This window comes from Streptomyces sp. NPDC030893 (genome assembly GCF_055571535.1).
Map to the genome: position 1 here is coordinate 411,437 of NZ_JBVIFC010000003.1, position 17,096 is coordinate 428,532.

A 17,096-nucleotide genomic window follows, 5' to 3' on the forward strand; every position below is an offset into this window, starting at 1 on the left:
CCGAGGACACAAGGTCCCACTCCGCCGGAAGCCGACCAGGACGTCCCGGACGAAGAACAAGGACAAGCGTGCCCGGTCCCGCTCTCCGCAGACGGAGCGTCAGGCACGCGAGTTGGGCGAGTCCGAGAGCCAGCTTGTCCGCGAGGTGCGCCCCCATGTTCCCGCCCTGCTCGAACGGGACGGCAACGGAGCGATCACTCGGGTGCAGCTGCGCGAAATCATCCGCCGCCAGGGCCTGACGGGTGTCGGTAACGACCGACTCGGCCTGGTCCTTCAGGAGCTGCGGAACGAGGACATCACGACGACGAGGAGCACCCGATGAAGACCTGCCACCAGTTCAAGACGGTCCGCGCGGAGTACGAGCGAGAGATCGGATTCATGCTCGCTCACTCCGAGCGGCACGCGGGCAGGCCGGCGGCGAAGTCGAGTGCGAAGCAAGCTGCCTCGGCGAAACAGCGGATGGCCCGGGCGCTCAACAGTCACGTCGGGCGCTGCCCCGAATGCGGCTGAACCGGCAAACCCCAGTTCAAAGGCCATGACCGTAAAGGTGGCTCGGCTCCACGCCTGGCCACCGCCCCGCTTCGGAGGTACGCCGTGATTCCGCGTCCCCCTCGCTTTTCCGAGCCCACCACCGCCGAGGCCGATGCCTGGGCGGACGTCCTGGTCCGCCGGCACCTCCTCCACGCCGTCGTCCTCACGCCGAGCGGGCAGTGGCTCGTCCAGGACCATCCCAACAGACCGGTCCGCGTCCTTGCCAGCCCCCCAGCCGATGTCCTCGCGCTGGCCGCGACCATCCAGCAACGCACCCGCTCTACGAGGCCCGAATCCCGATGACGAACGCACCCAAGAACGGCACCACCCCGGAACCTGATCCCGGCTCCAACTCGGTCTCGGGGCGAGCAAGTTATCCCCTTGGATACTCCGCCTTGAGCGGAGTATCCAAGGGTTCCCCCGCCCCTGGGGGGACGGGGCTCGTCCGGCGCCGGGGGACGCCAGACGAGGAGGCTGCGACCGGGGGCGGATCGCAGCCAGGAGGGGCACAGGACATACGAGAGCAGCCGCGTACGCGCCGCCGCAAGTACCAGCGTCGCCAGCGTCCGCATGTCCGCAACACCCGCTTCAGTGATGACGAACTCATCCTCGTGACCGCCGGCGCGAAGGCTGCCGGCCTCACCCTCGCCGGGTTCCTCGCGCGTGCTGCTCTCTCTGCCGCCCGTGACCTTGGACGGACCGCAAGTGCCGTCGCGGACGAGCGTGAGGTAATCGCCGAATTCTTCGCCGCCCGCCGCCACCTCGGCTACATCGGCAACAACTTGAACCAGATCGCCCGAGCAGTCAACGCCGGAGCACACCCGGGCGAACTCGACGTGGTCATCGCGGCCACCGACCGCGCGATCCAGCGTGTCCAGCACGCCACCGACCAGCTCCTCCACCAGGACCAGGACTCATCAGCTCCATGATCCCCAGGATCCAGAAGCGCGGACAGCGCACCATCGGCCTCCTCTACTACCTCTACGGACCAGGCAAGTTCGAGGAGCACAACGACCCCCACCTCGTCGCCTCCTGGGACCACAACGCCCCCGACCCCGGCCGCGACACCACCGCGACCCTCAAGCAGCTCCAGCAGCTCCTGGACCAGCCCGTCGAGAACATCGACCCCTCCCAGCGCCCGAAGAAGCACGTGTGGCATCTGTCCGTGCGCAATGGCAGCGAGGACCGGATCCTCTCGGACGCAGAATGGGGCGACGTGGCCCGCCGGATGGTCGCCGCGGCAGGGATCGACAACCCCGAGGAAGGAGCGGGCTGCCGGTGGGCTGCCGTGCGTCACGCCGACGACCACATCCACATCGTCGCCACTCTGGTCCGCGAAGACGGATACAAACCCGACCTCGACAACGACGCCAACCGTGTGCAGGCCCAGGCCCGGGCGCTCGAAGCGGAACTGGGCCTGCGGCGCCTCAACAAGGGAGACGGCACCGCAGCGAAGCGGCCCACCAGCGCCGAACGCCACAAAGCGATGCGGCAGGGTCGCGAGCGCACCGCCCGAGAAGAGCTACGCGAAACCGTACGACGCGCGGTGAGCGGAGCGCGGAGCGACGAGGAGTTCTTCGACCGGCTCGCCGCCGCCGGCCTCCTGATCCGCAAGCGCGCCGCGCCCTCCGGTGACCTGCTCGGATACAAGGTCGCCCTGCCCGACGACCTGAACAAGGACGGCAAGCCGGTGTTCTACCCCGGCGCGCGCCTGGCTCCCGACCTGTCCTTGCCTCGCATCCGCGAGCGGTGGTCCGGTGATGCGCAGGATGTCCCTGCGGCCCGGCGGGAGGAAGCGATTCGTACGGGGCCGGGCAGTCCGGCCTCCGCGCGCCGCGGCACGGCATCGGCCGTGTGGCAGGCCGTGCTCGTCGTCGACCACGGCGAGGACGGGGTCGCCGCCGCCCACATCGCCGCGGTCGGCGAGGTCCTGGACGCCCTCGCGAAGACGTCCGCCGCTCACACCCGTCGCGAACTGCACGACGCCGCAACGGCCTTCGAACGGGCCTCGCGCTCTCACGTCCGCGCCGTACGCGGGCACGATCGAGCCCTGCGACAGGCCGCCCGCGACCTCGTCCAGGGCGGCCCGGCCCTCGGCCGCGGTGAGGACGGAGCCACCACGGCGATGGCGATCGACATGCTGTTCTTCCTGATCACCGCCACCGCGCACTGGCACGCCCGGAAGGGCCACGCCCAGCAGGCCGAGGCCGCCACCCGAGCTGCCGAACACCTGCGCACCGCTTACCAGGCCGCCTCTGCCCAGCCGCTCGGTGTGCTATACCAGCGCGGCCGACGTCTGAGCCGGCCGATGCTCCAGCGGCAGACCGCGCTGCTGCGCGAGGCGCTCCCGGAACTGGCCGAGCAGATCCTCGCCGAACCCGGCTGGTACGCCCTGGCCGCGACCATCACGGAAGCCGAAGCCGCCGGCCACGACCCGGCCGCCCTCCTGTCCAACGTTGCCGCTCGGCGCGAACTGGGCACCGCGGACTCCATCAGCGACGTGCTCGTATGGCGGATGCGACGGACAGCCGACCTGCCCGCCGATGCCTCCCAGCTTCCCGAGACCAGCACCGCAGCGAACCGGTCCGCGACGCGCAGGGCGACGACCAGGCCCTCCGCGCCCGGCAGGCGGCGCAGCGGAGAGGAGTCACCGCGTCAGGCCCGATAAGTACACCAGACGGCACGCAGGCTCCCCGGATCGCCGCTGTGCCGTACCGAGACATGCGTCGTGGCCTCCTCGTCACCCGGGCAGCCGAGAGGCCACACCCGTGCTGACCTGGCCGAAGGGACTGTGGACGTTGTGAATTGAAACCGCCGACGACGTGGGGCACGATCATGAAACGCGCAGGACGAGGTGCCGAGGTAGAGGAGGACGCCAGGGTGTTTCACCGAATACGCCGCAGGGCCAAGGGGCCGAGCGAAGCTCAGAAACGGTTCGCCGAGCTGCACGCGCAGATGCAGGGACAGGTCCCGCCCGGCATCGGAGTGCCGGCGCCCGAGCCGCAGCCCTCCGAGCCGACCGCCATCGTGGACGACTTCCTCCCGCCGGAGCTGCGGGTGCCGAGCCACGACCAGGTCGAGGGCAAGATGATGCCGTGGAAGCAGCCCCTGGTCCTCGACGGCGAGATGGCCACCTGCGCCGAGTGCGGCGCGTACCGGGACTGGCTCATCCTCTCCACCCGCGGTGAGATCTGGCTGCGCTGCAGGGCCGGACACCAGCAGCTGGAGACGCGCATCGACACCGCCTGGTACAACCGGCACTCCGGGCCGGCGGACTCGACGCACGCCACGTTCGAGGACTGCCTGCACCACCTCGGGCACTGACCACCACTCCTACGACCCCACCGGGCCCGCGGGCCCGCACTGACCACCCGTCGCCTAGCACCAAGGGGTCAGTTCCGTCATGCGCGTTCGCGTCGCCACCACCGCACTCGGCATCACCGCCGCCCTCCTCGCCGTGCCCGCCTGCTCCACCGACACCCCCGGGTCCAAGCACCGGACAGCCTCCTCCCGTACGGGAAAGCCGACCGAGGCCGCCCAGGAGCCGGCCGCCCTCTCCTCGGCCGCGCTCGAGTCCCGCCTGCTCGACCCGCGCGACCTCGGCAGCGGCTACCTTCCCCAGCCGGAGCGTCCGGCCCAGCACGATGACGTCACCGTCCTCGGCTGCCCGGCCCTGAGCGAGCTGGGCGGTGACGCGGCGACTGGCGGCACACTCGCCTTCCCGCACAAGGCGAAGGCGGACTTCACCTACGGCTACAGCTCCTCGGAGATCTCCGAGGAGCTGTACAGCGACAGCGTGAAGAAGCTCTCCGACGGCACCGGCCGGATCTTCGATGCCATGACAGGCTGCCCGGCCTATCAGGTCGTCGCCGGTGGCACCCAGGTCGACGTGACCTCGCAGAAGCTGCCCGCGCCCAGCGTCGGCGGTGATGAGCAGTGGAGCCTGCTTCTGACGTACATCGCCGGGGGCCGGAGCACCGTGGTCAAGCAGACCGCGATCCGCGACGGCAGCCTGCTGCTGGTCCTCTCCGGCTCCCCGGCCCTCGTCGACCGCCACCTCGACAAGGCCCTCGCCAAGGCCACGGCAACGAGCTGACCTGCGTGCACGTCACGCTGCTGCCTCCGACCGTCGCGGTCGGGGGCAGCAGTGCGTTATGGGCTAAGCACTAACGACCCGACCGGCCACTTCACCCGGGAAACAAGAAAGTCCGGCACCCCCAACTGGGAGGATGCCGGACTGCGATCGTCGAGAGGGGTGCGCGGGACGTTAGATGGCCGGCGCGCGCAGGAGGCGCTCCTGGGTGGCCTCGGGCAGCACCCGCCGCAGGACCGGTGCGGTCGAGCTGAGGGAGGCGGCGAAGGCGGCGACGAGATCGTGCGGGACGCTGGCGGCGAACGAGGCCACCCACAGAAGCGGGGCGCCGAGTACAGGCTCGGCCCACGCCTGCCATCCGGCCGGTGCCGTCTCGTCGTCCTCGGCGGACAGGGCCCGTAGGTCGCCGTCCTGGATGAGGGGCGGCACCTCCCCCAGGCTGATGTACGAGGTGAAAGTCGGGTCCATCGCCGCCGCCTCGGGCTGGTCGATGTCGCGGAACCAGCCGTGGGCGGCGACAGCGTCAAGGACCAGCTCGGTTCCGGCGAGCGCCGAGGCAGGCTGGTTGCTTGCGTCGAGCGCGACGAGGAAGTCGACCACCGCCTCGCCGGGGACGTCACGGGTGAAGTAGGCCGACCACTGGGCGAGCGGGCTGCTCGCCTCGGCTCGGGCGGAGATCTGCCAGGCGATCGGCAGCCCACCCAGGTGGAACGGCTCGTCCGCCAGCCCCCACTGGGCCCAACGCAAGGCGTTGGGGCTGATGTGCAGAACGGTGCTGCGCAGGACCTGGCGGTCCTCCGGTTCCTCGTCCGGCTCGTGCCGTCCGCGGACGATCGTCAAGCTCGTCCAGCCCAGGCCGGCGAGCGCGTCGGCGACGACGTCGTAGAGGCGTCCATCGTCACCGGCTAGATGCCGGGGGCCGACCCAGAACGCGGGCTGGCCGCCGCGCGGGGCGGACGGGTCGGGCGGAAGGTCGGGGTACAGGGGCGCCTCCAAGGGCTCGGTGCGTGTCTAGTTGCCGCCGGCACGGCGGCGAGGGCGGCGCGGGGGCGCCTGGACGGGGCCCTGCCACGTCAGGGCGATGGCGACCTCCGGCGGAAGGTGGCCGAGCTGTGCGTCCTCGTCCCGCCCTTCGGCGAGGTAGACAACGGTCCGGCCGGTCTCGTCGACCGACTGCAGGACCTGCGCCAAGCGGTGCGCCATCGGGAAGAACGGGTTCATGGCCTGGCGGACCGGAGCGCTCCGGTCGCAGCCGGACAACAGATCGATGAGATCGCCGACGGTCATCTCCGGGGACGTCACGGACAGCCTCCTGGGGTTCGAGGGAAACGGGGGCGGTGGAGCCGGGCCGGCCTACGGCACCGCCAGCGCTCATAGGACGGGCGCTATGTATCGGTGGCCGCGCTGTCAGAGGCGGCGTGAGGTCTGCAGCACCCTCGCCACGGTGGCGGCGACGATGTCGGCCGGCGTCTCGGTGTCGAACGACATGTGGTAGCCGCGGACCTGGGCAGTGCCGGTGACAGCAATCTTCCACCCCTCGCTGTCCGTGCCGGGTCGGCCGTGCGGAAACCAGCCGAGGTAGAACCGGCCGTCCTTGGAGCTGACGTGCACGTCCGCGCGATCATCAACGATCAGGTGGAAGTCCTCGGCCGAGAACTGGTCCATGACCAGAGTCGGCTGACCGGGGCCGAGCTGCCACTCCCGCAGTCGCAGGGCCTCGACAGTGGTGGAGAAACCGGGGCCCGCAGGGGCTACGGTCACGAGCAATCACCTCTCTGACCTGGGGTTTCTTGCAAGGTCGTCTACGTTGACATGCTCTCGCGCCCGTTGGCCAGTCTTTCCCGGAACATTCCTGTCTGCCCCCGGCGAACTGCCGTCCGTCGACAGCTGTGGGATCTCAAAATTTCGCTGCATAGCCTCAGGGCTAATTGCACTCCGACTGCACTTGTGCAGTCAGCATGAGATCCACAGGCGCTGACGAGCGCCGCCGGCTGGAGGGCGCTGCTGTCCCACGCGGGCACGCACGTCGCCACCATGGCGCTCGCGCTCGGCGCCGGGGCGGCCCCGCTCGACCTGCCGCTGACGCTGCCCGTCGCGGGCGGCGTACTCGCCTGGGTGGGACGGTCGCGCGGCTTCATCGGCCGCCGATGGCCGATCCAGTGGTGGATGGAGAACACCGGCAGCTCCGACTTCTTCACGAAGGGCGGGGCGCCGCTGATGGACCAAACCGCGCACGTCACCGCGCTCTTCCTCGCCGCCGCGTATGGGGCGCAGCGCGAGACTCCGACAAGGAACCGATCCTCTCAGCAACACGGGGCCGAGCCGCGCGCGGAAAAGAGCTTCCCGGCACGCGGGTCACGAGAATTGCCCGTCCCGGCGAGCCGAAAGGGGTCGAGTTGGTTAAAGGGCGTGAGCGTCTTCTACCTGGCGAGCAAGCGTCCGAGCCGAATGACTTGAACGCGAAAAAAGCTCCCTGCCTCCAACCCTGGAGATAGGGAGCTTTTCATTTTCAACTGTACCGGTGGGCTTGCCGTCGCTTGAGGCACCGGAGCCTATCGGCCTGCGGAAAAAACCCAAGCAGCCCCCCCTGCGACGCCGTCCGCAGCACCCGAGCGGTCCCGTGCTAATTCGGAACTTCCCCATCCACCAGTGCGATGGCCGCCTCATTAACGGTCATCTCTGGGTCATGGAAGGTGCCAGTGAGGTGGCTAATTCCTTTGCTCTCAACCCACTTGGCGAGGGGGCCGGTCAACCAAACCACGTCGAGCTGGTCCATACCCTTTCCATTTTTGCGCAAATCCTTGAATTTTACGGATGGATTGAGCGGGGCCCCGCGGTCGACGAATCCCTTTTCCTGCAGCTGATGCCAGACCGCTTCCTCGGCCCTTTTTTCGTTATAGGCCCTCTCTTCTTCCGGAGTGCGGATCCCATGTTCCTTCATCATCTCCTCCGACATTTCTTCCATTCTGCTGCCTTTCGATCGGGGTGCGGTTGAGCCCTACGCGTGATCAACGGTACTGTCACTCATTGAATTACGGCTCGTCGAGTGGATCACTCTCGCGCGATAAGTGCTCTTCTTATAGGACCGGTTCCAGTGGGCGTCCACTGCCAGCCCTTCGGCCCGCTGACAGCCTCTCGACAGCGGCCAGGACGTCCCGGCCCCACCCCGCCCCAGCGCAAAGCCCGACGCGAGTACGAGAACCGGGTCAGCACCCTCGCGCCTCAGACCCGGACGCCGCGTTCGACCTGCTGCTCAGGATCGCCGCTGCCGCTCACGGCCTGGCAGTTTTCCTACGACAGGGCCTGTTTGGTGTCGGAATCGCGGCCCTCTCGGGCACCGAGGAGAAGGCCGCCCGCACAGCACGGGTAATCGCGCGACAGTACGCCAGCTCGTGATCGCCTATGAGGCGAACCCCGGCGTGCAGCCACAGGGCGAGGAAGGGAAACGTTCGTGAGACTGGCGCACTGGGACACTGAGCGAGACACAAGCTGAAGTCACAGGTCGCAGCATCGTCTTGAGACATGGCCAGTGAGATCCCACTACAGCTGTGGCATCTCAGATTCCGTAGCCCTAACGCCAGCTGCCCCGGCGCACTCCCGCGCGGGGACTACGCCGTACAGCCTGGCGGCGACCTTGTCCCGAGTCGGGACACGCGGCGTGTCCCGACTCGGGACACCGGATCCGTCCCGAGTCGGGACAGGTATCCCACGATGACTTTGCTGCTGGTTCCCCAAGCGGCACCAGCCCGAGGAGGGACACCTCCCCCTCTGGGCTTCACAGGCTCTCTGGCGAGCCTGCCTCATCCGCTAGCGAGACGGATCGTGAAGCATCGGTCCGCCAGAGCCCCCCAAGGTCGGCAAGGTGCTGGCGAAGGGCGCCGCGCTGCTCCTCAAGGTCCTGCGAGGCGGGAGACAGAAGATAGACATTGTCTCGGTAGGGACGGAAACCCAGGCTCTCCCACCCCTGGGCAATTTTGGCGTTCACGCGGTCCCACTCGGCTCTGGCCGTCAGCCGACGGCTGCTGAGATCGGTGATGCCGGGCGAACAGGCGACGGCCCGGCAGCCGGCCATGAGCCGGGTGATCACCTCGCAGGCAAGCACGGCCGCCAGGCCGTGCCCGCGCCATGGCGGATCCAGCGTCACGCGATTCATGACGAGCAGCGCTGAGCCGACATACTCCAACTGTTCGCTGACTTCGTCGGTGAAGGAACCCGTCTCGGGATCAAGGAGGGCCTGCGCGGTCTCGTACAGTTCCTCCGCCTCCTCCTCCATGGCCCAGTAGGCGTTGCGGCCCCGGTCGAGGTGCACCCGGTAGAACGTCATGGAGCCGACGACTACGTCCTCGACCGTGCACGAGGAGCAATCAGCAGTCGTACACCCGCTGGAGCTGACCGGCTCGTGATGTCCACCATGAGCGCGTCGGCGGTGCAGGACGGCCACGTTCCAGCACTCCAGCGTGTCCGTTTGGGGAGTGTCCCAGAGTCCGTCGTCGTAGGAGATGCGCAGGTGTAGCTCGGAGGGGTCGCCTGGCAGCGGGGAGGGCTGGTCACGGCCGCAGCGTAACGAGGTGTCCGCGCGTTCGTGGATAACGGAGCCCCAGCTCAGAGGTGGCGTGCCCACACCCACGCCGAAGCGAGGAGTTCGTGCGCTGGGACCCGCGGTCCTTCGCCGAGCTGAAGGCCAGCTATTCCACCCGATTCGTCCGCGGCAGCTCACCGCACGCGCGTCACGGTGACCACGGCATGCCTCGTCGTCCCCGCCAGCACCTCGACGAGCAGTCCGGACTCCGCCGCCGTGAACGACTCGCCCCCAGCCGCCCGACCTCGCGCGGCCGGAGCAACGGCCACCAGCGCCGCCGCGACCTGCGCGGCCAGCTGCGCCCCGAGCCGCTGAGACAATGCAACACGGCCGTCAGGCAACCGCACCGCCAGCGCCCGCGGCCGACCCGCCGCCCCCGTGAACCCCACCACCTCCGCGTCGATCGTCTCCGCGTGTCTGACCTTCTTCCACGACGACGACCGACCCGCCCGGTACGGCGACCGCCCCGACTTCGCCACCACCCCCTCCACACCGGAGCCGGTCAGCGTCTCGTACCAAACCCGGGCGACCTCCACGTCTTCCGTCGCCGACACTGCCTGAATTGGCGACCCCTCCGGCAGCCCGGCCACCATGTCCAGCATCAAGGCGCGCCGCTCCTCATACGGACGCCCCCTCACGTCCCCGGTGGGCAACGACAAAACGTCCCACACGATGAGCAGCGCAGGGTGCCGCGCCGCCAGCTCCCGCGACCGTGCAGGCGAGGAAGCCGCCCGAGCCTGAGCGGCCTCGAACGACACCCGTCCGTCAACCACGACGGCTGCCTCGCCGTCCAGGACGACACCAGGCGGCAGGGCCATCCCCGCCACGGCAAGATCCATCCAGGGCGTCGTCACGTCCCGACCCGACCGCGCTTGAAGTCGAACCGTCTCAGCCAGCCGCCACAAAACTGTCCGGTGACCGTCGAGCTTCACTTCATACCACCAGCGCGGCCCGGTCGGCAGTTGCGGCACCAGCTCGGCCAGGGCGACGTCGACAGGGAACTCCACCCCGCCACCCTCAAACGCCGCCCGGGCCGCCCGCGCGCCGGGCTACTCCAGCAGGCCCAGCCGCGTGTCCGGCCGACACTTCGAGCACGCCGGAACCTGCTGACGTATCGCGTCGCGTGCCTGCTCCCGCGTCGCCGGCATCTGGCGCTTACCCGGGTCCCAGCAGTCCCCCGTGTGCACCGCCACCAGGCTGCTCCGGTCCAGGCCCCGCTCGATCAGCCACTCCGGGGGCGGCGGTCGCCGCTCCTCGGCCTGCCGTCGCTCGGCCTCGCGACGCTCCTCGTCCGCGATCCACCGGTCTAGCTGCCGAAGGCTCGCCCGCGCCTGCTGCTCGACCACGCGGCGCGTGAACTGCAGCAGTTCCAGACGGGACGGAGTATCGCTCACACGTTCGATTGTAGAGGGGCGGTTCACAAACACCGAGGCCCCCACATCCAGGAGGACGCTGTTGGCGGTCGCGAACAGCGTATCCAGCTGGGGCTGCGGGGGCTCCGTGTAGTGAAGAAGGGTGGGTGCGGTCAGCTCCCGGTGTTGTCTTCTGTGTGGCTGTCGGTGCGACTGCGGCGTGCCACGGCGAGGGCGCCTCCACCGGCCGCGATCAGAACGGCCGCGCCGCCGATCAGCCACAGCGTGGCGTCAGCACCGGTGTGAGCGAGAGAGCCCGTCGGCGTCTTCGGTGTGGAGTCGCCGACCGGGGTGGCGGCGATGGCGGAGGTGTCGGTTTCCGGTGTGTCGCTATCCGACGCGGACGGCGTGGCCCTGTCCGTACCGCTGTTCGGCTTGCCTGGGCTGGAGGAGGGGGTGTCGGTGGGCGTGTGCGTGGGCTTGCCCGAGGGTTCGGGCTTCGGGGTGGTGGTGGTCTTGGCGTTGGTGACGGTCACGGTCACCGGGTCGCCGGGTCCAGCGGTGACCGTCTTGGTGGGCTTGTACAGGTCGTAGCCGGCAGGGGCTTTGATCTCCTTGACCCAGAACTGGGCCTTCCGGCTCGACATGGGCAGCTCTCCGGAGGCCGTGCCCTTAGCTCCCGTGGTCAGAGTGAGCAGCGTCGAGCTGCCGGTGCCGATGTTCACGGTCGCGCCGGGCAGGAGCTTGCCGGTCTTGTCGTCCTTGGCCTGCAGGAGGACCTTGGCGGTCTTGAACGGATCGGTGATCGTCAGCCGGGTGGTCGCGCCCGGGGTGACGATGACGTCCTGGTCGGCGACGACCTCGTGCAACGGGCTGCCGGAGGCCGTCTCCTTGAGCCGGTAGACGCCGGACGCGAGGTCGGAGAAGGTCAGCTTTCCCTGTGCGTCGGTCTTCCCGTGTCCGGCTTCTTGGCCGGCGGAGTCGAGCAGCAGGAACACTGCGCCGGGCAGGGCGTCTCCGGCTGTGTCCCTGGTGGTGATCTCGACGCTGCCCACGTCCGCGGCCGGAGTCTCGGCGGCGGCGGAGGCTGAGGGGGTCGGTTCGGTGGGCTCGGCACTCGCGGCCGGTGCCCAGGTGAGGGTGCCGGCCGCGGCGACGGCGATGGCGGCGGCGGATCGGACGAGATGTGCGTGCACGACGAAGGGGACTCCTTGATCGGTCGGGGGAGGTCAGCGGGCGCGGCCGGCGGGGTGGGGTGCGGACGGCAGAGCGGGCGGCAGATGGCTGGGCGGCTGCGGGGCTGCAGCCGGTGCGACGTAGAGGTGACGACGGGTGTGGAAGGGGATCTGCTTCACGGCCCGGTGCAGCGGTTCGGTGGAGATCAGCGAGGCGGTGAAAGCCGCAGCGAGGGTGGTGGGCGCGCCGGCAGAGAACTGGGCCTGCCAGTGCGGTGCGCTCGGGTAGCCGCCCCAGGCCCGCCAGACCGGAACGTCGGCCCCAGTGGTGGCGTACCGGTGACGCACACCGCCCAGGCCCTCTGGTGGCAGAAAGGTCTGCGTACCGTCCGTTTTGACGCTGTGGCTCCAGCCGTGGGTGAGGAGCGGCGTGTACACCTCGTGCGGGGCCGTCGGATCCTCGACCAGGTGGTTCTTGTCGCTGTGGCGGTCTTCGAGGTACAGGTCGAGCAGTTCGGTGTGGACGTCGCGCAGGAGTTCGGCGGGGGTGGTGGCGTCGAAGGTGATCTCCCAGGCCCGCGGGCCGAAGGGGGCACGGTCCATGCCGATGGTCCACGTTTCTGCGCCTCGCTCCTCGGGCTTGGGAGCGAAGCGGGTCCACAGCCGGGCGCAGGGGCTGATGGCGAACACCATCCCTTCGAGTCCCTGGTGAAGGTGCCATCCGTCGTCGAAGGGGAAGGCCCAGATCGTCTCCAGGTCTGCCTGGCCGGGACCGGCGAGGTGACGCGGGAGAACTCTCACGGTCTGGGCGGGGTCGAGATTGTTGAAGGGGTCGCGTGGTTCGGGCAACACGAGGAGATGCTCCTGCTGAGTAGGTGGTGCGGGGATCGGGACGAGGCTCAGCGGGTGCGGGCCCCGGCGGGGGCGGTCGGCGGAGTTGGAGTGCTGCGCGGCGTGGGGCGGGCCGCACGCTTGGGCGCGGAGGCAGCCCAGGCGCCGGGGAACCAGACGGCCGTGTACTGCTCGATGGCGTCGCGCAGCCCGGTGGTGACGGCTCCGTCCCACGGGGGGCGGCCGGGGCGGCGGTAGGTGCCGAAGGTGCCGTACTGCTTGGTGTTCGGAGGGGTGTTGGTGGCTTCGTCGCGGCGGTGGAAGGTTCCGTGGTCCACGAAGCTGAGTGCCACCGCGTCGATCTCCCCGCGTTCCGGGTGGACGACTGCGACACGCAGCCCGCCGTAGGTGTCCGCGTGGATGGTGCGGGTGAAGTCAATCCGCAAACGCAGCGGCGTGCCCGGCACGGGGGCGGCGTAGTAGGTGTTGCCCACGACGGCGTGCTCGTGGAAAGGAAGGCACAGCTCGGTGAAGAACTCGGGAGCCTGCAGGGACACGAGGGTCTCCGGTCGGAGTTGAGTGGAGTCAGCGGCGTTGGCCGGGCAGGGCATGTCGGCTGGTGGTGCTCCAGCGCGGAACGCTGGCCGCGGGAAGCGGGGCCGGGCGGCGGGACGCTGCGGCCCGCCGGACGTCGAGCGGGGTGGGCGTCGGCGGAGAGGGCGGGTGGATCGGGGAAGTCTGGGCGTGGTCCTTGACGTAGCTGGAAGTGTCGTCCCGCCATCGAGGCAGGGGTGCGGGGTCGGCCACGGCCTCGGTCACAGCTCGCAGAAGGGCTGCGGGGGTGTCGGTGCTGGCGGTGGCGTACCAGTAGGGCCGGGCTGAGGAGGTGCCGGCCCACAGGTGCCAGCGCGCGTCGCGGGTTTCCAGCTCGATCGCCGGGTCGAGGTCGCCGGTGGTGTATTCCAGCGTGGCGAGCCCGTCGGGTGCGGTGATGGCGAAGGTCCTCAGATCCGGGCGGTCGAAGCACCAGCCTCGGTTGATGAGCGGGTCAACGGCCTGGAACGGGTCACGGTCGGTGCTTCCGGCAAGCGGGCGGGCAAGGTAGCGGTCTGGGCCCTGCCGGTACGCCTCGGCGAGGGCGGTGGTGAAGGCAGTGACGAACTCCGTGGGCGCGCTGTCGTTGAAGCAGACGCCCCAGGCCGGTGGGCCGAAGGCGTCCTTGTAGGCGTTGATGCGCCACAGGCCGTCGTCGTCGCCTTCGGGGAGGTAGCCGAGGCGGACCTTGCCGTCGGGGGCCGTGAGGTAGGCGTTGCCGAGGTGGTCGTGGTGCAGATCCCAGCCGAGGTCGCGTAGCGGGTCGAGGCCGGGGTCGCTGACCGCGGTGGAGCGGGCCAGGTGGCGTGGGGAGACGTAGACGTCGCCGTCGATGGTGTCGTGGTCGTCGTGGGGCACTGAATCCTGGGGGGGGGAGGAAGCGGGTCAGTTCGGGGGCTGCAGGGCAGCTGCGAGGTCGGTGGGGTGGCCGGTGTAGTGCAGGATGCGCAGGCCCAGGTGGCGGGCTGCATGGCAGTTGTCGTCTCGGTCGTCCACGAAGAGGACGCGGTCGGGGTCTGCGGCGCCGGTGGCGTTCATCGCGTGCTGGTAGGCGGCCGGGTCGGGTTTGCAGACCTGGAGCCGGGCCGAGTAGAAGGCGTGGGTCATCAGGCGGCGCCACGGGCGGCGGTCGAGGACATCGCTGAGGTGGCGGGGTGCGTTCGACAGCAAGACCAGCGACAGCCCGGACTCGTGGGCCTGGTGGAGAACATCGATGACGTGATCGTCGATGGACGTCCACATGTCGGTATCGGCGTCGCGGAGTCCACGCAGCCTGCGGGCACCGGGGTGGTGGCCGAGGACCGTGGCCCAGTACGCGAGGTCGCTGAGGTGGCCTGCGTCGTAGGCGGTGCGGGTGTTCCAGAAGGCGTTCTGGAAGGCGGGGAGGTCGTCCTCGGGCCACAGGGCGGTGCGGGCCAGGCGGAGCCACTGGTCGGTGGTGGGTTGCAGGCCGATGACGCCGTTGTAGTCGAGGATGACGGCGGCCAGGCCCGCCTGGGCAGTGGTGGGTGTCAAGGGGTGGTGTTCTCCAGGGCGCGGTGGGCGAGGGCGGCGACGGCGGCTGCGAGGAGGGCGGGTAGCAGCAAGGCCGTGGGCAGGGTGGTGGCGCTGGCCAGGGCGCCGATGAGGGCCGGTCCGGCGAGGAGGCCGAGGTAGCCGGTGGCGGTGACCGTGGCCACGGCCTTGGCGCCGCCGGCTCCGGCCGCGGTGATGAGCGAGGGGACGGTGGTGGACAGGCCGAGTCCGAAGACCGCCCAGCCCGTCAGCGCCAGTGGGGTGCTGTTCCCGATGACGCCGATGGTGAGTCCGGCCGTGGCGAGAAGGGCTCCGGCCCGTACGACTGTCGGGGCGCCGAAGGCAGCGGTGAGCCGGTCACCGGTCAGCCGTCCGGCCGCCATGGCCGCGCTGTACAGCGCGAACGCGGTGGCGCTCGCGGCCGTCGGGGCGCCCAGGGTGTGCAGGTGCACGGCGGCCCAGTCAGCGGCGGCTCCCTCGCCCAGCAGGCTCGCAGCGGCCAGCGCGGCCAGAAGCCAGAGCTTCCCCGGCGACGAAAGCAGGGGCAGCTTCCCGGCGCCAGCGCGCATTGCGGGTCGGTCTGCGCCGCTCAGGCTTCGGGTGACCGGCACCGCTGCGACAGCGGCCCCGGCCAGGAGGGCGCCTGTTGCGGTGAAGAGTGTGCTGTGCGGGGCCTGGGCGGTGAGGGCGGCCAGGGCGGCGCCGGCGAGGGCGCCGAGGGAGTATGCGGCGTGAAGACCAGACATGATGGGCCGGCCAAAGGCGTTCTGGCAGCGGACGGCCGCAGTGTTGGCGGCCACATCGAGGACGCCGTGCGCGAGACCGAACGCGAGAGCCGCCAGCAGCAACGCGGACAGACTCTCGCCTTGCCCCACCAGGACGAGGCACCCGGCCAGGGCGATGGACCCACTGGTGAGCTGGGCTGGTAGCCGCGGCGGCCGGGCGTAGCGGCCTCCGAGCTGCAGTCCAGCGACCATGCCGACGGCGGCGGCCAGCAGGACCAGGGCCAGCCCTGCGGTGCCGAGGTGGGCAGCCTGCTGCACGGCGGGCATCCGGGCGCCCCACACCGCCATGATGGCCCCCAGGCCGAGGAAATAGCCGGTCAGCAATGCCCGGCTATGCCGGTCAGCCGCAGACACCGCGCTCACGCCGCAGCGCTACGGGGGCCGGAGGTCCGGTCGAGGACCGCGGTGACGGCACGAGCAGCCTGGTCGGCGCGTGCACGCGCCCGCTGGCCGGTGGTGGCGGTGGTGATGAGGTAGCCGATCCGGCCGGTGTACAGGTTTCCTCCGTCGGCGGGGAGGAGGAGCTGGTCACCGGGGCGGCACTGGTAGTGCAGCCGGTCCAGCCACGTCGGGCGGGGCCCGTCGTAGGTGAGGTGGGTGAGGGTGCCGGAGGTGTCCGGATAGAGGAGGCGGATGGCGGCGGCCGAGGACCTGGTGGGCGTGAGGTCGGGGGTGCGGTCGCAGGCGATGTCGGCGGCGGCACGGACCAGGTCGATGCCGGTGGCGAGACGCACGAGGTGGCCGATCATGTCTCCGGCCAGGCGAGCGTTGACCTCGATGAGGCGGGGCCTGCCGTCGACGAGGCGCATCTCTATGTGGCTGACGCCGTCGGTGATGCCGAGGGCGTTGATCGCCGCCCGGGCGGCCCGCGCGACGGTCTCCCGGAGCGGGTCGTCGGCGTCCACACTGTGGGCCAGCTGCTCGAAGTGCGGCGGAGGGCTGATGGTCTTGCGGTTGACCGCCACCACCGTGGTGGCGCCGCGGTAGGTGACACACTCCACGGAGATCTCCGGCCCGTCGAGGAACTCCTCGACGAGGACGCTGGTGCTCTCGGTGCCCTGACCGGCCGTCCGTTCGGCCGCCCGGTAGGCGGCCGTGAGCTGGTCGCGGTCATCGACGCGGAGCACGCCGATGGCACCCGCGTGTGAGGCAGGCTTCAGCACCACGGGATAGCCGATCCGGTCGGCGGCGGCTTCGGCCTCCTGCCGAGTACGCACGCTCACCGAAGCGGCCGAGGGCACGCCGTGGCGGGCGAACAGCGACCGAGCGGTGGCCTTGTTGCGGCACCCCTGCATCACTTCGGGCGCGGTGGTGGACAAGCCGAGCTGGCGGGCGAGTCGGGCGGTCGGGACCACACTCCACTCGTCCCAGGTCATGACACCGGCGAGGTCGTGGCGTGCGGCCAGGGCCCGGCCCCCCGCCAACAGCGCGGCAGGATCGCTGAGGTCCACGACGGCGTGATCGGTGATGTGCGGCTTCTCCCACGAGGGTTCGGTGCCGGTGAGCAGCACGACTCTGTAGGCGTCGGCGACCTGCTCAAGGCAGTAGCCGCGGTAGTTCTCATCTCCGGGAGCGACGACAAGTACAACAGGGCGAGCGGGCAAGAGGGAATGCTCCGTATCAAGGGACGGCAGGGCAGGG

20 protein-coding genes and 1 pseudogene are annotated in these 17,096 nt (G+C 70.0%); 7 read left to right on the plus strand and 14 right to left on the minus strand.

What is annotated here, in order from left to right; all coding sequences use genetic code 11:
* The 6 genes and pseudogenes from ACZ434_RS09480 to ACZ434_RS09505 form a co-directional block, all read left to right on the plus strand.
* Positions 1-322 (plus strand): annotated as a pseudogene (locus ACZ434_RS09480) (hypothetical protein); the annotation flags it as partial.
* On the plus strand, positions 319-510 hold the full coding sequence (locus ACZ434_RS09485) for a hypothetical protein (protein WP_007491133.1): 192 nt from the start codon (positions 319-321) through the stop codon (positions 508-510). The pseudogene ACZ434_RS09480 and the gene ACZ434_RS09485, both read left to right, overlap by 4 nt.
* 320 nt (positions 511-830) lie before the next feature.
* The gene (locus ACZ434_RS09490; protein ID WP_439454054.1) at positions 831-1,460 is read left to right on the plus strand and encodes a MobC family plasmid mobilization relaxosome protein; all 630 of its coding nucleotides are present in this window, start codon (positions 831-833) and stop codon (positions 1,458-1,460) included.
* A complete protein-coding gene (locus ACZ434_RS09495) occupies positions 1,457-3,199 on the plus strand; it encodes a relaxase/mobilization nuclease domain-containing protein (protein ID WP_437430034.1) in 1,743 nt (580 codons plus the stop codon). The genes ACZ434_RS09490 and ACZ434_RS09495 overlap by 4 nt, the downstream gene beginning before the upstream one ends.
* A 212-nt stretch (positions 3,200-3,411) precedes the next feature.
* Positions 3,412-3,855 (plus strand): hypothetical protein, encoded by a 444-nt coding sequence (locus ACZ434_RS09500; protein WP_468453527.1) that lies wholly within the window; start codon positions 3,412-3,414, stop codon positions 3,853-3,855.
* 79 nt (positions 3,856-3,934) lie between these two features.
* Positions 3,935-4,627 carry a hypothetical protein gene (locus ACZ434_RS09505; RefSeq protein ID WP_437430036.1) on the plus strand — a complete coding sequence of 231 codons (693 nt, stop codon included), beginning with the start codon at positions 3,935-3,937 and terminating at the stop codon, positions 4,625-4,627.
* Between the two features lie 171 nt (positions 4,628-4,798).
* Here the strand turns inward: ACZ434_RS09505 and ACZ434_RS09510 are convergent, their stop codons facing one another.
* The 3 genes from ACZ434_RS09510 to ACZ434_RS09520 all read right to left on the minus strand — a co-directional run bounded on the left by ACZ434_RS09510 (position 4,799) and on the right by ACZ434_RS09520 (position 6,385).
* Complete coding sequence (locus ACZ434_RS09510) at positions 4,799-5,620, minus strand: SPDY domain-containing protein (protein ID WP_437430037.1); 822 nt, start codon at positions 5,618-5,620, stop codon at positions 4,799-4,801.
* 15 nt (positions 5,621-5,635) lie between these two features.
* The gene (locus tag ACZ434_RS09515) at positions 5,636-5,926 is read right to left on the minus strand and encodes a hypothetical protein (protein WP_054100434.1); all 291 of its coding nucleotides are present in this window, start codon (positions 5,924-5,926) and stop codon (positions 5,636-5,638) included.
* Between the two features lie 105 nt (positions 5,927-6,031).
* Complete coding sequence (locus tag ACZ434_RS09520) at positions 6,032-6,385, minus strand: SPDY domain-containing protein (RefSeq protein WP_468453530.1); 354 nt, start codon at positions 6,383-6,385, stop codon at positions 6,032-6,034.
* 273 nt (positions 6,386-6,658) lie between these two features.
* Here ACZ434_RS09520 and ACZ434_RS09525 point away from each other — a divergent pair, with 273 nt between their 5' ends.
* Positions 6,659-7,081, plus strand: coding sequence for a hypothetical protein (locus ACZ434_RS09525; protein ID WP_468453532.1), 423 nt, complete (start codon positions 6,659-6,661; stop codon positions 7,079-7,081).
* A 166-nt stretch (positions 7,082-7,247) separates the two neighbouring features.
* Here the strand turns inward: ACZ434_RS09525 and ACZ434_RS09530 are convergent, their stop codons facing one another.
* The 11 genes from ACZ434_RS09530 to ACZ434_RS09580 form a co-directional block, all read right to left on the minus strand.
* Positions 7,248-7,580: a hypothetical protein gene (locus tag ACZ434_RS09530; protein WP_468453534.1), complete on the minus strand. Its 333-nt coding sequence runs from the start codon at positions 7,578-7,580 to the stop codon at positions 7,248-7,250.
* 819 nt (positions 7,581-8,399) lie between these two features.
* Entirely contained in the window at positions 8,400-8,948 is a 549-nt protein-coding gene (locus ACZ434_RS09535; RefSeq protein WP_468453536.1) for a hypothetical protein, read from the minus strand.
* 389 nt (positions 8,949-9,337) lie between these two features.
* Entirely contained in the window at positions 9,338-10,210 is an 873-nt protein-coding gene (locus ACZ434_RS09540) for an ATP-dependent DNA ligase (RefSeq protein WP_468453538.1), read from the minus strand.
* A gap of 42 nt (positions 10,211-10,252) precedes the next feature.
* A complete protein-coding gene (locus tag ACZ434_RS09545) occupies positions 10,253-10,597 on the minus strand; it encodes a DUF6233 domain-containing protein (protein WP_186778953.1) in 345 nt (114 codons plus the stop codon).
* Positions 10,598-10,728: 131 nt separating this feature from the next.
* Positions 10,729-11,751, minus strand: coding sequence for an MSCRAMM family protein (locus ACZ434_RS09550; protein WP_468453541.1), 1,023 nt, complete (start codon positions 11,749-11,751; stop codon positions 10,729-10,731).
* A 33-nt stretch (positions 11,752-11,784) separates the two neighbouring features.
* Positions 11,785-12,582 (minus strand): SPDY domain-containing protein, encoded by a 798-nt coding sequence (locus ACZ434_RS09555; protein ID WP_468453544.1) that lies wholly within the window; start codon positions 12,580-12,582, stop codon positions 11,785-11,787.
* Between the two features lie 47 nt (positions 12,583-12,629).
* The gene (locus tag ACZ434_RS09560) at positions 12,630-13,118 is read right to left on the minus strand and encodes a hypothetical protein (RefSeq protein ID WP_468453546.1); all 489 of its coding nucleotides are present in this window, start codon (positions 13,116-13,118) and stop codon (positions 12,630-12,632) included.
* Positions 13,119-13,146: 28 nt separating this feature from the next.
* Entirely contained in the window at positions 13,147-14,013 is an 867-nt protein-coding gene (locus ACZ434_RS09565) for an SPDY domain-containing protein (protein WP_439454032.1), read from the minus strand.
* A 27-nt stretch (positions 14,014-14,040) separates the two neighbouring features.
* Positions 14,041-14,670: an HAD family hydrolase gene (locus ACZ434_RS09570; RefSeq protein WP_468453548.1), complete on the minus strand. Its 630-nt coding sequence runs from the start codon at positions 14,668-14,670 to the stop codon at positions 14,041-14,043.
* Positions 14,667-15,818, minus strand: a complete 1,152-nt coding sequence (locus tag ACZ434_RS09575) for an MFS transporter (protein WP_439454030.1) — start codon at positions 15,816-15,818, stop codon at positions 14,667-14,669. Before ACZ434_RS09575 ends, ACZ434_RS09570 begins: the two co-directional genes overlap by 4 nt.
* Positions 15,815-17,059 (minus strand): ATP-grasp domain-containing protein, encoded by a 1,245-nt coding sequence (locus ACZ434_RS09580; protein ID WP_468453551.1) that lies wholly within the window; start codon positions 17,057-17,059, stop codon positions 15,815-15,817. Before ACZ434_RS09580 ends, ACZ434_RS09575 begins: the two co-directional genes overlap by 4 nt.
* Positions 17,060-17,096: the final 37 nt, after the last annotated feature.

Coding starts and splice junctions, on each gene's coding strand:
- ACZ434_RS09485 (WP_007491133.1), top strand. CDS start 319: ATGAAGACCTGCCACCAGTTCAAGACGGTCCGCGCGGAGTACGAGCGA.
- ACZ434_RS09490 (WP_439454054.1), top strand. CDS start 831: ATGACGAACGCACCCAAGAACGGCACCACCCCGGAACCTGATCCCGGC.
- ACZ434_RS09495 (WP_437430034.1), top strand. CDS start 1,457: ATGATCCCCAGGATCCAGAAGCGCGGACAGCGCACCATCGGCCTCCTC.
- ACZ434_RS09505 (WP_437430036.1), top strand. CDS start 3,935: ATGCGCGTTCGCGTCGCCACCACCGCACTCGGCATCACCGCCGCCCTC.
- ACZ434_RS09525 (WP_468453532.1), top strand. CDS start 6,659: ATGGCGCTCGCGCTCGGCGCCGGGGCGGCCCCGCTCGACCTGCCGCTG.
- ACZ434_RS09530 (WP_468453534.1), bottom strand. CDS start 7,580: ATGTCGGAGGAGATGATGAAGGAACATGGGATCCGCACTCCGGAAGAA.
- ACZ434_RS09535 (WP_468453536.1), bottom strand. CDS start 8,948: ATGACGTTCTACCGGGTGCACCTCGACCGGGGCCGCAACGCCTACTGG.